Origin of the sequence: Streptomyces sp. NPDC050528 (genome assembly GCF_044457795.1) — a bacterium.
Classification (GTDB): domain Bacteria; phylum Actinomycetota; class Actinomycetes; order Streptomycetales; family Streptomycetaceae; genus Streptomyces.
The window spans coordinates 348,960-363,588 of record NZ_JBITHH010000009.1 but is presented as its reverse complement, the minus strand read 5'-3'; the positions used below and the strand labels follow the sequence as shown (position 1 = coordinate 363,588).

Annotated in this window: 11 protein-coding genes; 5 read left to right on the top strand and 6 right to left on the bottom strand. The window is 71.2% G+C overall.

From position 1 onward, the window contains the following. Window positions 1–214: 214 nt before the first annotated feature. On the bottom strand, window positions 215–2,362 hold the full coding sequence (locus ACIBK4_RS30805) for a CATRA conflict system CASPASE/TPR repeat-associated protein (protein ID WP_398999827.1): 2,148 nt from the start codon (window positions 2,360–2,362) through the stop codon (window positions 215–217). A gap of 241 nt (window positions 2,363–2,603) precedes the next feature. Between ACIBK4_RS30805 and ACIBK4_RS30800 the strand changes: the two genes are divergently transcribed. Together ACIBK4_RS30800 and ACIBK4_RS30795 are read left to right on the top strand one after the other, a co-directional pair. Next, the gene (locus ACIBK4_RS30800; RefSeq protein ID WP_398999826.1) at window positions 2,604–2,972 is read left to right on the top strand and encodes a hypothetical protein; all 369 of its coding nucleotides are present in this window, start codon (window positions 2,604–2,606) and stop codon (window positions 2,970–2,972) included. Between the two features lie 422 nt (window positions 2,973–3,394). Further along, complete coding sequence (locus ACIBK4_RS30795; protein ID WP_398999825.1) at window positions 3,395–4,282, top strand: MHYT domain-containing protein; 888 nt, start codon at window positions 3,395–3,397, stop codon at window positions 4,280–4,282. 121 nt (window positions 4,283–4,403) lie between these two features. On the opposite strand, the gene ACIBK4_RS30790 is transcribed toward ACIBK4_RS30795, so the two are convergent. The 4 genes from ACIBK4_RS30790 to ACIBK4_RS30775 all read right to left on the bottom strand — a co-directional run bounded on the left by ACIBK4_RS30790 (window position 4,404) and on the right by ACIBK4_RS30775 (window position 8,969). Further along, window positions 4,404–5,225 (bottom strand): class I SAM-dependent methyltransferase, encoded by an 822-nt coding sequence (locus ACIBK4_RS30790; protein ID WP_398999823.1) that lies wholly within the window; start codon window positions 5,223–5,225, stop codon window positions 4,404–4,406. A gap of 131 nt (window positions 5,226–5,356) precedes the next feature. Next, a complete protein-coding gene (locus ACIBK4_RS30785; RefSeq protein WP_398999821.1) occupies window positions 5,357–6,511 on the bottom strand; it encodes a PucR family transcriptional regulator in 1,155 nt (384 codons plus the stop codon). A gap of 194 nt (window positions 6,512–6,705) precedes the next feature. Beyond that, the gene (locus ACIBK4_RS30780) at window positions 6,706–8,382 is read right to left on the bottom strand and encodes an MFS transporter (protein WP_399000087.1); all 1,677 of its coding nucleotides are present in this window, start codon (window positions 8,380–8,382) and stop codon (window positions 6,706–6,708) included. Window positions 8,383–8,528: 146 nt separating this feature from the next. Next, a complete protein-coding gene (locus ACIBK4_RS30775) occupies window positions 8,529–8,969 on the bottom strand; it encodes a MarR family winged helix-turn-helix transcriptional regulator (RefSeq protein ID WP_398999819.1) in 441 nt (146 codons plus the stop codon). 72 nt (window positions 8,970–9,041) lie between these two features. Between ACIBK4_RS30775 and ACIBK4_RS30770 the strand changes: the two genes are divergently transcribed. The 3 genes from ACIBK4_RS30770 to ACIBK4_RS30760 all read left to right on the top strand — a co-directional run bounded on the left by ACIBK4_RS30770 (window position 9,042) and on the right by ACIBK4_RS30760 (window position 11,806). Next, window positions 9,042–9,932 (top strand): PfkB family carbohydrate kinase, encoded by an 891-nt coding sequence (locus ACIBK4_RS30770; protein WP_398999817.1) that lies wholly within the window; start codon window positions 9,042–9,044, stop codon window positions 9,930–9,932. 80 nt (window positions 9,933–10,012) lie between these two features. Further along, window positions 10,013–10,207: a hypothetical protein gene (locus tag ACIBK4_RS30765; protein ID WP_398999815.1), complete on the top strand. Its 195-nt coding sequence runs from the start codon at window positions 10,013–10,015 to the stop codon at window positions 10,205–10,207. 132 nt (window positions 10,208–10,339) lie between these two features. Beyond that, complete coding sequence (locus ACIBK4_RS30760; RefSeq protein ID WP_398999813.1) at window positions 10,340–11,806, top strand: FAD-binding protein; 1,467 nt, start codon at window positions 10,340–10,342, stop codon at window positions 11,804–11,806. 14 nt (window positions 11,807–11,820) lie between these two features. On the opposite strand, the gene ACIBK4_RS30755 is transcribed toward ACIBK4_RS30760, so the two are convergent. Continuing rightward, the gene (locus ACIBK4_RS30755; RefSeq protein ID WP_398999811.1) at window positions 11,821–14,589 is read right to left on the bottom strand and encodes an ATP-binding protein; all 2,769 of its coding nucleotides are present in this window, start codon (window positions 14,587–14,589) and stop codon (window positions 11,821–11,823) included. Window positions 14,590–14,629: the final 40 nt, after the last annotated feature.

Genomic DNA, 14,629 nt, shown 5'->3' with positions numbered 1-14,629 from the left:
TCCGCACCGCGCGGCTCCAGACGTTTCCAGTGTGTTCCAGGACCCCGGACGGCCGGACGGATCCGCGTGTTTGCCTGCGGATTCCACGCCGAGGGGATAGGGGCCTCGGCCGGCCGCAGGAGGACGACAGCCGTGCAGACCCACTGAACCACCGCGCCGCATCCGACCCCGGCCCTCCACGTACACAGGGGAGACGTGGAGGGCCGGTCGCGCGTCAGGCGGGTGCGTCGGGGCGCACGCAGTCGAGGACCGTGGCGGCGGCCGCCGCCCAGGTGTAACGGGCCGCCATCTCCTTGCGGAGTTCCTCGGCGTCGCGGAACGCGGCCTGCGGATTGCGCACGACGGAGTAAATGGCCTGCGCCCAGGTCTCGATGTCGGCCTTGCGGCCGCCCCGGGTCGCCTCCACGTCCACCACGGCCCGCGCCGCCACGGGCGACCCCTGGGCGCGCAGCAGCATGCCCAGCCCACTGCGGCCGCTGACCAGCACTGGCACCCCGCAGGCGATCGCCTCCGCACCCGCGAGGCCGAACGCCTCCGCGCGGGAGGGCATCAGGACCAGACTGGCCCGCGCGAGATCGTTCCTGATGCGCCGGGGATCGGCGGAGTAACGGCGCGGAATGACGTCCACGGCGGAGTTGGCGAGCCATTTCTCCACCTGGACCGCCAACTCAGCGGACTCGTCGTCGGGTACGCCCCGCACGAACAGATGCCACGAACCCGGCCCCTCCGCCCGCGAACTCGCTCTGCCCAGGGCCCGCGCGGCGATGTCGAGCCCCTTCAGATCGGCGTCCGCGAGTCGGCCCAGCAGCAGGATCTGCGGAATCTCCTCCAGGTGAGGGGGAGTTACCGGTGTCCCGCCGTCGAAGCCCGGGTCGATGCGGACCGGGGTGGCCAGGTCCTGGTACTCGGGCGTCCGCAGATGGGGCCGCAGGGCACGCTCCAGCCGGAGGCCGACCGGCATCGGGTGCAGAGCACCCCGGCAGAGCCCGAGTTCCAGATCCGTGCGGCTCTCCGCGCGGGCCGCCAAGTCCCCCTCGGCGTGCGGCTTGTGGGCCTCGGCCTGGTCGGGTTCGACGTGCAGGAAGTGCAGCCTCTTGGCGTTCTTGAAGTACCGCTCGACCAGCGCCTTGGCGGGCGGTCCCGTGACCCGGCCGTGCCCGATGACGAGGTCGGGCACGAACCCGTCGGTGAAGACCGGGGGCACCGACAGCGCCGCGTCCGTGCTGAGCCCCGGCTGGGCGACGTCGATCAGCCGCACCCCGTACTGTGCCGCGTCCGCGCGCTCGTCCGGGGTCGCGGTCTCGACCATCACGCGTACGTCCGCCTCCTGCCGGGCGAGGGCGACGCACAACTTGCTGTTGAACGTGCTCAGTCCGCCCCGCGCCGGGAACCACTCGTCGGCGACGACCAGCACGCGCACCGGTCGGCCCGGCTCCCGCCGCGGGGCCGGCAGCGGATCGCCGATCCCGAGCCGCTTCAGCTGGGCCAGGATGTCGTTCAGCCACCAGAGGAACGACGAGGCGAACCGCCGGTCGTCCGCCGCCACGCGCCCCGCGTCGAGACCCGAAGTCCCCAACGCCTGCTGGGCGTTCCGCCAGACGCCGTCCACCGAGTCTCGGATGTAGTGGACTTCGGCCGTCGAGGGCAGCTCCTGGTCCATGAGCCCGCCGGGCGTCCGCATCCGGGCCAGCGGTCCCGTCGTCCCGGCGGCCCTGGCCTCCGCCAGCCAGCGGTAGGTCCTGTGCTGGTGGCGGATCGCCGTCATGTGCATCAGATACCGGACGAAGTGCGGCATCCCGGGGTGGCCGTTGTCGGACCACGCCCACGCCCCCAACTGCCCGTCCGCGCCCGTCCGGCCGAGCAGCCGCACCAGCCGCCGCTGGTCCGCCTCGTCGCCCCGCTCCGGTTCCAGAACGTCCACGTCACCCGGCGTGTCCGCCGGTGCCTTGCCCAACTCCAGTGTCACCGCGCCGAGATGACACGCCCCGAGCGGGCCGGTGATCTCCGCCAGCCGCTCGCGCAACCCGGACCACTCCCGGCCGGGACCGGCGCCGAGCAGGACCGACAGATTGAGGATCTCCCGGTGCCGTCGCAGGATTGCCTGGTCGAGCCGGTCGGCGGACTGCACGCCCGCCACCACGACCGAGCCGTCCTCGGCCGGGTCGGGCAGGGCGTCCGGCATCCCCACGGGCAGCGAGGGGTACAACTCCCGTTCGGCGTGCTGCAGTTCACGAAAGCGCCCCCACATCGCCCGGACGGATGTCATCCCCTCCTCGGCGTGGGCTCCGTCCAGCGGGACGAAGACATGGACCGCGACCTCCTGCTCCGCGAACTCCCGCTCCGTCACCTCTCGTTCGGTCACGTGCCGGTACACCCCCGCCTCGCGTCGCCACTCCCGGCGTTCTCGCTCCAGTTGAGCCCATGCAGTCTAGGGCGGATTCACCCGGAACGAACCTGGATGCCGTATTGCTGGCGCGGGCCCGCCAGTTGCTCCAGGCCCTCTCAGAGGTGCGGCTTCCGCAGGCCGCGTGGTCGCGCCCCGCCGCCCCGGTCGAGGCGCTCGCGGCGGCCACCCGCATCTGGTGGGTACCGACCCAGGCGCTGTGCCGGCCGCCGTTGCACGCAGCGACGGCGACACCGGACCGTACGGTGGCGGCCGTCGTGCACGCCGACGTACGCCGACCGGGACTGCCGCAACTGCCCGCCGCGAGGCCTGCGCGGCGGCCGACCAGGACGACCCCGGCATCAGCCGTTTCCTGCTGCCGGACCTGGTCCTGACGTGCGCCGAGATCGCCGCGCGCCGCGGTGGCTGGGGCCGGCTCTGCGAGACGGCATACACGCCCCGCGACCTCGCGGACGAGGCGATCCACCTCACGTCCGCGTCCACTACGCCGACGCACCGGCCGCGTGGGCGGCCCATCACCGCGTCGGCGTCTGAGAACGCTCGGTGGCCCAACTCCCCGCAGTGGTGAGCTTTGTGGGCAGTGGTGGCGAAGTATCGATTCGGCTAACACCCATCCGCTTTGTGCAGGAAATGTGTGCACTCTGTGATTGAATCATGCACAACTCGGCCAGGTGGCCAGATCTCGACCGCTCGGTTCCCCGTGTCCTGCGGCTCAACAGCAGGATGTCCGCGCGCTCGTGCAGGTCAGCCGCCCGGCCGAGCCGGTACGAACGTGCGGCAGGGGCGGGAGTGGTCGATCCGCGCGCGCCCCTGCCGTAGCGCACCCTGTGTCCCCGTACTCCTCCCGACCGGAGGCCCGAACACCTGCCCGCGCCCGGCACGGCCCGCGATCGTCCGCGGCCCGCCGGACGGGAGCGTGCGCCACGTCACCGTGCCGGCCCACCGCGACTGCGGTGCCGCCTGCCGTCACGTACGTGAAGGGAACCCTCGATGACCGTCACAGCCACCGCCGCCACCGTCTCCGACTTCTACTACGGCGCGGTGACCCCGATCGCCGCCTATCTGATGGCCTGTCTGGGAGCGGCCCTCGGGCTGCGCTGCACGACCCGTTCGTTGCGCCGCCCGCAGCACAGAGCCCGCTGGCTGGCGCTGGGCGCCGTCTCGATCGGCTGCGGCATATGGACCATGCACTTCATCGCGATGATCGGCTTCAGCGTCGAGGGCGCGCTGGTCAACTACGACGCCACGAAGACGATCCTGAGCCTCCTCGTGGCGATCGCGGTGGTCGCCGTAGGAGTGTTCCTCGTCGGCTACCGCGGCGGATCCCCGCTGAACCTGGGTGTGGCGGGCGCGGTCACCGGGCTCGGCGTGGCGGCCATGCACTACCTCGGAATGGCCGCCATCCACACGAACGGCACCCTCCACTACGACCCCCTGACCGTGGCGCTCTCCATCGTGATCGCCGTCGCCGCCGCCACCGCGGCACTGTGGGCGGCGGTCTCCATCCACGCGCTGTGGGCGAGCCTCGGCGCGAGCCTGGTGATGGGCGTGGCCGTGACCGGTATGCACTACACCGGCATGGCCGCGGTCTCCGTCCACCTCACGAATGTCGCCGGGTCCTCGCAGTCCTCGGCCGACCTGGTCGCGTTCCTCCTCGTCATGCTCGCCGGCCCGCTGCTCGTCCTCCTGGTCGCCGCCGTGATCGTCATGTTCGACCCCGACATGATGCTCGGCGAGAACGAGAACGAGGCCCAGACCTCGCAGCTCACGCCCGCCCCGCTCTTCGGCGGCGACTCCGTGTTCCCACCGAAGGAGCCGGCCCAGTCGGCCCAGTCGGCCCAGTCGGCCCAGCCGACGCAGAGCCGCACCTCCTGGTGACCTGACTCCGGCATCGCCCGGGCGCACGGCGGCCGTCCGGGTCTCGTACCGGGGGCCGCCCGGCGCCTGAGGGCCACGGATCCATGGACCCACAGATGCCGAACCGGCTTACAGGCAGGCCCTATTGGACCTCTGCCCACGCGGCCACGAGTTCCGGGACGTACACCGTCGCCTCGACCTCCGTGCACGCGCGCGCCATACGAGTGCGCAGGGTGTCGATGTCGACCTCCTCGGCCGTGGCGATCCCGCCGCGCTCCATCACCGGCAGGAGGCTGCGTGCCGACTCGGCGATGAGGGTCACCGCCGCCGAGTCGGGGCCGCCCGTGGGCACGGCGACCGCCACGCTCGGATCGGAGAGTCCCGAGTGCCGCAGCACTTCGGCCAGTCGTTCGCCCATGTCCGGGTCGCGGCGGCCTTCCCGGAGTGCCGCGCTGATCCACCCCACGGACTCCGTCACCAGGGGAACGTGGGGTACCGCGCGAGTCCTCGAAATATTGAAGTCCTGGAATGTGACCACGCCACCGGTACGAACAAAGCGGGTCAGCCCCTTCACCGTCGCCACCGGATCGTCGAGGTGAATAAGGATCAGTCGTCCTACAAGGGCGTCAAAAGGCTCCGAAATGTCGAGATCGGGGAGCGTCCCCTGTTCGAAGGTGACATTCCCGAACGACAACGCGGCCGCGTTCTCCCGCGCACGCTCCAGAACCCCCGGGTCCATGTCCACACCGAGAACCCGGCCACTCGGGCCGACCACACGCGCTGCGGCGAGCGACACCTCGCCCGTGCCGCAGCCGATGTCGAGAACGCGCATTCCCTCCCGCAGACCCGCCGTCCTCAGTAGATATTCGGTGTGCCGGTCGTACAGCGAAGCCTGTATGCCGAGCCTGTCCGCTTCCCCGGAGGTATTTCCCATCACGTAGGAACTCGGGTCCTTCTCAGCCATTCCTGGTCCGTTCATTGCCGGGATTTCTTCCATCAGCAGTAACGGAGTGTAGGAAGCGGCCGATGGGCGGTCTTCGGCATGATCATGGAGTCAGTGGGCGGATTTTTGTGGATTCCACAGTCGCCGTGCTGTCAGCCCGTGATGCCGACGACCGAGCGGAGCAGCCCGGCGAAGGTGCGCGGATCGGCGCCGGTGAGCTTGTGCCACTGGCCGAGCCGGTAGGCCACCGTGTTGGGATGGATCCCGAGGACGGTGGCGGTGTGGGCCAGCGACGACCCGGAGTCCGCGAAGGCGATCACCGTCTCCGCCAACAGGGGCTGCTCGCCGGTGACTTGGCGGACCTCGGCGAACAGGGGCTGCAGCCGCTCCCGGCTGTCGATGAGACTCGCCCGGAGCCACACATCCTCGAACGACGTTGCCCGACCGCCGAGTCGGGCCACGGCGAGGGCGCGCTCCGCGTCGGCGATGCTCATCTCCGCGCCCGCGAGCCCGGACCGGTCGAGACCGACGCCCACGCGCACGTCGTCGCCGCTCAGGCTGATCACACGGGTGGCCAGCTCGGCCGGGTCGGTCCGCTGGGTGACGGCGATCATCAGCTGCCCGCTCAGGCCGCAGGAGACCGTGCCGGCGAGCTGCCGTGCGGAGCGTTGCAGCAGACTGAGGTGTCCTTGCGCGGCCCATGGGGCGGCAGGTGTGCACAGGGCGCGGAAGTCGCCGTCCGGGTCGAAGCCCAGCTCACGGGCGATCTCGGCGGTGTGCTCGCGCGGTGCCCCGCCGGTGCTGAGCAGTTCGAGGAAGCGCTGCCGCAGACCAGCCTCACGGCCGTACCGTGACCCCGCCTCGTCCGCGAAGGCGTCCGCGACGACGCCGCTCGCCGCCTGCACCCACAGCCACATGGGCGCGACCAGTTCGACCTCGGCGCCCTCGGCCGCCGTACCGCGCGCCGACGCCTGCAGCTCGTCCCACAGCCGACGGGCGCCGATGTGAAAGGTCGCGAGCGCGTCTTGGACGGGCAGACCGTAGTACGCCCTCCTGCGTGACTCGGCCTGGAACTCCAGCAGCTGCCCGGCCGTCGGTTCCACACCGAGGGCGAGCCCCCGCAGCAGGGCGCGCAGCCGGTTGTGCACGGTCGTGCGCTGCTCGGCCAGCGGCAGCGCCGCGTACGAGGGGAGCTCGCGCCGGATGTCGTCGGTGACGACGTCGCTGAGATCGTCGAGCCGCGCCAGCAGGGATTCGCACAGCACGCGCAGCGGATGCCCGTCGGGCCGGACCGGAGTGGACGTCACGCCCGCCACTGTCGAATCGACAACGAGCCCCTGTCAATCCACATCACGTGGAGTCACGGGCGTGGCCCGCTCGGTGAGCCGCCGCCCGGCGCGCGACCGCTGCACCCCTCCGGCATCCGACGCCCACGGTCCTGCGCGGCCCATCTGATCCTCTGACCACGCCGACTAGCTGATGAGTGACCCCAACTCAGGCCTTACGACACCCCGTTGGGCCCCGCCTGCGAAGTCTCGGGCGTCTCCGCTGGCGCGGGTGGCAGATCGGCCGGTGACGGTGCGGGGTCCGGGTCGGGCTTGTGGCCGCCGCGCAGGGCCGAGGCGACCGCGGAGACCAGGGCCATGCCCGCGGCGACGCTGAAGACGATGGTCAGACCGTGGTGGAACGGGCCCGAAACCAACCGGGGGAAGAAGGTGTGCCCGGTCAGGACGGCGCGCTGGGCGGCGGTGACGTGGGCGAGGGTTCCGTTGGACGAGAGCAGGTGCTGGATGGGGTTGTTGCCGAGGAACGTGGCGAACAGCGTGCTCACCGGCGGCAGCGAAGCCGCCTGCTCGGCGGCGCCGGTCGGGACGCCGTGAGCCTGGAGCCCCTTGCTCAGCGTCGCGGGCAGCGAGGTCGCGAGCCCGGACACCATCAGGGAGAAGAACACGCCGATGGACAGGGCGGTTCCGGAATTCTGGAAGGTGGACCGCATGCCCGAGGCGACACCCCGGTACTCGCTCGGCACGCTCCCCATGATGGACGACGTGTTCGGCGCGGAGAACATGCCCTGGCCCAGACCGTTCAGGAGCAGCAGCGCCGCGAACATGCCGTAGTCGAAGTCGATGGGCAGCGCCAGCAGACCGAGGAACGAGAGCGCCACGACGATCAGCCCGACCGTCGAGAACATCCGGGCGCCGAACCGGTCCGACAGATATCCGGACACGGGCCCGGCGACGAGGAAGCCCACGGTGAGCGGCAGCATGAAGATGCCCGCCCACAGCGGGGTGTCCTCGTAGTCGTAGCCGTGCAACGGCAGCCAGATGCCCTGCAGCCAGATGATCAGCATGAACTGGAGCCCGCCCCGCGCGATCGCGGTCAGCAGCGCGGCCAGGTTGCCCGCGGCGAAGGCGCGCACCTTGAACAGGGCCAGGTTGAACATCGGTTCGGCGATGTGCGTCTCGATGTAGCAGAAGACCAGCAGCAGGACGCCGCCGCCGATCAGACCACTCAGCACCCACGGGTTCCCCCAGCCGGTGGCGCTGCCGCCGTAGGGCTGGATGCCGTAGGTGATGCCCGCGAGGAGGATGCCCGCGCCCGCCGCGAAGGTGAGGTTGCCCAGCCAGTCGATGCGGCCGGGGCGGCCCGCCGAGGTCTCGCGCAGGCTCAGGTACGACCAGATCGTGCCGGTGATGCTGATCGGCACGCTCACCCAGAACACCGCGCGCCAGTCGACGACGGCCAGCAGACCACCGGCGAGCAGGCCGAGGAACTGGCCGGCCAGCGCGGTGATCTGGTTGATGCCGAGCGCCATTCCGCGCTGTCGGGCGGGGAAGGCGTCGGTGAGGATCGCGGCCGAGTTGGCGGTGAGCATGGAACCGCCGAAGGCCTGCACGACGCGCCACAGGATCAGCCACATCGCCCCCGCTCCCGCGCGGAACGGGTCCAGGGACAGTGCGACGGACGCGCACGCGAAGATCAGGAAGCCGATGTTGTAGATCTTCACCCGGCCGAACATGTCACCGAGCCGCCCGAGCACGACGACCAGCACCGCCGAGACCAGCAGATAGCCCAGGATCATCCAGAGCAGATAGCCGATGTTGCCCGGCGCCAGCGGATCGAGCCCGATGCCGCGGAAGATCGCGGGCAGCGAGATGATCACGATCGAGGCGTCCATCGTGGCGATGAGCACGCCGAGCGTGGTGTTCGACAGTGCGACCCACTTGTAGTTCGGCCCCGGGGGAGTGTCCTTACGACGTCCCGAGCGCACGGTGCTCAGCAGCGAGGACCGATGTCCGTCGCCGGGTATGTGCGCACGCTCGGTCACAGTCGCTCCGCCAGTCGGTCGAGGAGGGGGAGCGCGGACGCGAGGGTCGCGCGCTCCTTGGCGGTGAACTCGTCGAGGACGCCCGCCAGCCGGTGGACCGACTCGGACCGCCGCTCGGCCAGCATGGCGTGCCCCTCGTCCGTGATCGCGACGATGCTCCGCCGCCCGTCCGCCGCATCGGGGCTACGGCGGACCAGCCCGCGCTGTTCGAGCACCGCGAGCGTGCTCGCCATGGCCTGCGGGCGTACCCGCTCCGCCTCCGCCAGGGACGTCGGCGACTCGGAACCGTCGCGGGCGAGCCGGGCCAGGACCGAGACTCCGGAAAGTGACACGTCCCCCACGGCGTGCGCCTGGCGCAGGCGCCGGGTCACCCGGCCCACCGCGAGTCGCAGTTCGGACGCGAGTCGAGCGGTGTCGTTCGCGCTGTTCACCTTCATGGTTACTAACAGTAGATTTAGCAGCCTGAACTGCTCAACCAATTGTTAGTAAATGGCGCGAGGAGGCTGTCGGTGGAGAAAGGACGCCCCACAGGACTGTTCGTCGGTCTGTGCACCCTGGACGTCATCCAGCTCGTGGACCACGCGCCGGGCGCGAACGAGAAACTCACGGCCCAGGACCAGGTGGTCGCCGCGGGCGGCCCGGCGGCGAACGCGGCCATCGCCTTCAGTCACCTGGGCGGCGCGGCCACACTCCTGACGGCAATTGGCGCCCACGCCTTGGGAGTTGGGGTGGCGGCCGACCTGAACGCGTTGGGCGTGACAGTCTCCGACCTGGCCGCCGACTCGGCGCAACCGCCCGCCGTCTCCTCCGTCCTGGTGACCGCGTCCACCGGAGAACGGGCCGTCGCCTCGACCAACGCGACGGCCCACCGGCTCGCCCCGCCCGACGACCTCGACGCGCTGGTGGCCGCCTGTGACGTCGTGGAGTTCGACGGCCACCACATGGAACTGGCCGTCGCCGCGGCCCGCTCCGCGCGTGCGCTCGGCCGTAAGACCCTTTTGGACGGCGGCAGTTGGAAGTCCGGCACGCAGGACCTGCTGCCGTTGATCGACGTGGCCGTCTGCTCCGCCGACTTCCACCCGCCCGGAACGAGCACACCGGCGGACACACTGCGCTTCCTGCGGGAGTACGGGGTTGCCTGGTCGGCGGTGAGCGGGGGAGCGGGCCCCATCGTGTGGGCAGGTCCGGGCGGTGAAGGCGCGGTCGACGTGCCGTCGGTGAAGGTGGTGGACACGGTGGGCGCGGGCGATGTTCTGCACGGAGCCCTCGCCCATCAACTTGCGCTGAGCGAAGGGCAGTTGACGTCGAAGGGCTTTGTCGAGGCGTTGAGCGGAGCAGCTCTGGTGGCTTCGCGGGCCTGCGCCTCGTTCGGCACGCGGGCCTGGCTGCGGGAGGATTGACCTGGACCGACGCGTCCGGCCTTGAGATGATCACCAGGAACGTACGTGTCACCGGACCGTACGAACCACGGGTGGGAAACATGATCGTCGCAGTGCTGCTCGGTGTCCTGGTACTCGTCATCGGCGGGTGCGCCTGTGTGTTCTGGGCCGAGCGAGGCGGCCCCCGCTGGGCCCGTGTCGTGGCGACCGTGACGCTCACCGCGAGCGATCTCGTGCGCAGCGCCGACAGGAAGGGGAGTGGGGGCCGGAACTCCAGCAGCCAGGGCGACGACTAGCAAGGTCGGGTCGCCGCGACACGTGCCGAACCGGTCGGGGAACTCGCCGCGACGGAACCCTGTCGCGCACCCCAAAGTGCCTAGACTGAGCCGTCGTTGATCGTTTCAGCCGGACGGTCTCAGGAGGACCACATGCCCCGCACTCCGTCTCGACGTACCGCTCTGCGCGGCCTGGTCGCAGGCTCAGCCGTGGTGATCGGCTTCGATCCCTTCACGCGCGGCTGGGCGGTGACTGACACCGGCCGGCCGCTCACCGGCCTCCCCCATCTGGACGGGACGCTCCTCACGGACGACGCCTCGCTCGGCGCCGACGCCGATGACTTCGGGCACATCGTGCACCGGCGTCCGGCCGCGGTGCTGCGGCCCGGCTCCGTGCGGGACGTCGTCGCGATGGTGCGGTTCTGCGATCTGCACGGACTCAAGGTGGCCCCGCGCGGACAGGGCCACGGGACGAACGGACAGGCGCAGGTCGAGGGCGGGCTGATCATCGAGACCGAGCCGCTCGCCTCCATCGGCCCTGTACGGACGGGGAGTTCACGCGTCACGGTCGGCGCGGGCGCCAAGTGGAGCGACGTCGCCAAGGCGGCCATCGCCCACGGTCTCACCCCGCCCGTCTTCACCGACTACCTCGAACTCTCCGTCGGCGGCACCCTCTCCGTCGGCGGCCTGGGCGGCCAGAGCCACCAGCGGGGCGCGCAGGTCGACAACGTCCTCGAACTCGAAGTCGTCACCGGAGCAGGGGAGTTGCTCCGCTGCTCCCCGACCCGCAACCCCGACCTCTTCCACGCCGTGCTCGCCGGTCTCGGCCAGTGCGCGGTGATCGTCGGCGCCACCCTGCGCCTGGTCCCGGCCCCGGAGACCGTACGGCACTACCTTCTGCCGTACGACGACCTCCAGACCTTCCTCGACGACCAGCAACTCCTCGCCACCGAGGGGCGGTTCGCCTACCTTGAGGGTCAGGTGAGCCCGGACACGGCCGGGGCCTTCAACCAGTTCGCCATCGAGGCCGTCGCCTACGGGCCGCCGGTGGGGGACACCCCCGACGACGCCGTCCTCCTGCGAGGTCTGCGGTATGTCGCGTCCGGCGCCCAGATCACCGACCTCGGCTACTACGACTTCCTCGACCGGCTCGCCGCCTCCGTCGCCGCGCTGAAGGAAGCGGGCCTGTGGGCCTACGCCCACCCGTGGCTCAACGTGGTCATCCCGGGCCGCAGCACCGCCGCCGTGGCCGGCACCCTGCTGGACGCACTCACCCCGGCCGACCTCGGACCCGGCGTCGTCCTCCTGTACCCGCTGCTGCGCGAGCACCTCCGCACCCCGCTGCTGGGCATGCCCGACGACCCGATTCCCTACCTGTTCGCGGTCCTGCGCGCCGCGCCGCCCGAGGACACCGCGACCGTACAGCGACTGCTGAGCGCCAACCGGTCCGCGTACGAGGCCGTCGAGGCGGTCGGCGGCACGCAGTACCCGGTGGGCTCGATCCCCTTCCAACACGCCGACTGGAAGCGGCACTTCGGGCCGGTCTGGAAGCGGTTCGCCGCAGCCAAGAAGACGTACGACCCCAAGGGGATCCTGGTACCGGGGCAGGGCATCTTCTGAACGCCGATGCCGTTCTAGGCGGGAGGCAGGTCCGCCAGCGCGTCGCGCAACGCGGCCCGGGACGCCACGCCCAACTTCGGGAAGAGCTGGCGCAGATGGGCCGCGACGGTGCGGGGCGACAGGAACAGGCGCTCGGCGATCTGCTTGTTGGTGAGACCGGCCGCCGCGAGGAGGGCGATCTCCCGTTGCTGGGGTGTGAGTGACGCCGGGCCGGTGACCCCGGCGGTTCCCAGGGACAGGCCGGTCGCCCGCAGTTCGTTGCCCGCCCTGGCCGTCCAGGGGCGGGCGCCGAGCCGCTCGAACGTCTCGACGGCGTCGGCGAGTTGGGTGCGCGCCTCCGTCGTGGACTTCACCCGGCGGAGGCGCTCGCCGTAGGCGAGCCGTACTCGCGCCAACTCGAAGGGCCAGCGCTCGGTGCCGGGTACGGCGAGCGCCTCCTCGAACAGGCCGAGCGCTTCCTGGCCCACGGCCGCGATCGCCGCCGACGCCTTCACCAGCAGGGCCAGCCTGGGCGAGATCGCGGCGATGCCGGCCTCAAGTGCCGCCTCCGCGTGGGCCGTTGCCTCGGAGGTGCGGCCCGTTCTGACGGCGGCCTCGACGAGATCCATGACGACGAACAGGGCCGGCGGGACGTGCGAGGCGAGTTCCCCCGCGCGGCTGATGGCGCACGCGTGGCGGTACGCGTCCTCGAACCTGCCCTGGCCGAGCGCGGCGAGTGCCCGCGCATGCGAGGCGCACGACAGATAGGAACCCACACCGCGCGGTGTCGCCCACAGGGTCATCTCGTCCGTGAGGGTTCGGGTGGCGGCCTCGTCGCCCCGGGCTGCGGCCACCAGCGCCCGCTGGTACAGGAACTCCGTCGACAGCAGCTGGTAGCTGTTGGCCTCGCCCAGATCTCGTCCCTGCGCGGCCTGCGCCTCCAACTCGTCCCACTCACCGGCCGCGAAATGGTCCCGGCCCAGGTACACCAGCCCCTGGATCTCCACGGTGAGCGACCTGTTGTCACGCCCGTCGCGCAGCGCGCGCCGCAACGCCGTCCTGCACGCCGGCAACCGGTCCACGTAGAGGGAGGTCATGGCGAGCCGGATGATCCGGACCGGGTCGGCCTCCTGGTCGAGGGAGGCGATGGCCTCGTCGAGCCTGCCGAGCGCGGGCGGTGCCGTGCGCGCCGGGTCGGCCATCGTGCTGAGGGTCAGGGCGAGTTGGCCCGGGACCTCCGGTTTCAGCAGGTCGAGCGCCCGGTGCAGCGGCTTCCAAAAGTCCGGGCGCTGACTGCTCTGGCACAGCCAGGCGAGGGTGTACAGCGCGTCGATCATGGTGGGATCGGTGGCGTCGTACGGCTGGTGCTGCATGTCGATCGCGCCGACCAGCAGCCGGTGGGCGGTGTCCAGGTCGCCCTCGCCGCTGAGGAGGATGTGGTGCGCGGCGGCGACCGCGGCGACCAACGGCCCCGCTCGTCCGCCGTCGGCCAGCCGGGCCTCTTCCAGCAGCCGGGGCACATCGCGCAGATCGCCGGTCAAGTCCGCGCCGAGATAAGCCGCTTCGGCGATCCGGCGACTGCGTTCGTAGCCGCGCGGGCTCAACTCGGCGGCGCGCAGCAGCGCGGCGATGGCACCACCCGCGTCACCCCGCCGCACGTTGTCGCGCGCCACTTCCTCCAACAGACTCGCGACGTCCTCGCTGGGCTCGACCGTGGCATGCGCGAGGTGCCAGGCGCGCCGCTCGGGCCGGTCGGACCAGTACTCCGCCAGGGCGCGATGCACCTCGCGACGCTGCTCGCTGGTGGAGAGTTCCACCACGGCGGAGCGCGTGAGGGGATGGCGGAACGCCAGTCGTCCGGTGGCCGCGTCCACGTACACGAGCCCCGCCTGTTCCGCGTGCGCGAGGTCTTCCATGCCGGTCGACGCGAGGACACGCAGATCACCGGTGCCGTCCAGAACCGCGTACAGGAGGAGCAGCCGGGTCGCGGCGGGCAGTGTCTCGACGCGGGACGCGAACACGGCCTGGAGGCGGCGGCTCAGCGGCAGCAGTTCGGGAACCGCGGTGCCGGAGCGCTGGGGGCCGCTGAGCGCGACGGGGAGTTCCAGCAGCGCGAGGGGATTGCCCTGAGCCTCCGCCAGCAGCCGCTCCCGCACACGCGGCGCCAGTGACGGGGAACGCGCCTCGATCAACGCCGTCGCAGCCGTCGTATCGAGCGGCTGTACGTCGTGATGGGGCACGCCGCCGCGTTCGAAGAAGCTGCCTTCGCCCGAGCGGTAGGCGCCGAGGAAGCCGACCCGGCTGCCCGCGAGGCGGCGGGCGACGAAACCCAGGACCACGGCGCTGGCCCGGTCCAGCCACGGGAGGTCGTCGACGATCACCAGCAACGGGCGCTCCTCGGCGGCCCGGACGAGGAGGGTCAACGCCGCGTTCGACACCAGCAGTTGATCGGAAGGCGCGCCCTGGTCCAGGCCCAGCGCGACGCTCAGGGCGACGCGGTACGGGTCGGCCAGGCGGTCGAGTCCGGCCAGCAGCGGCTGAAGGACCTGGTGGAGACCGGCGAAACTGATCTCGCTCTCGAACTCCACCCCGGCGGCACGCACGACCCGTGCATCCGCGCCGTGCGCCTGTCCGGCGGCGGCGTCCAGCAACACCGTCTTGCCGACACCGGCGTCCCCGGACAACAGCAGCGCCCCGCCGGAAACCAGGGCCTCGTCGACGAACCCCCGGACCAGCCCGAGGTCGTGATCACGCCCGACGATCGTCCCGGCCGGATCCGACAGCGAAGCGCCGTCCCCGTTCATGCGCGTCTCCCTTCCGACCTCGGAACTCTACGTCGGCCCC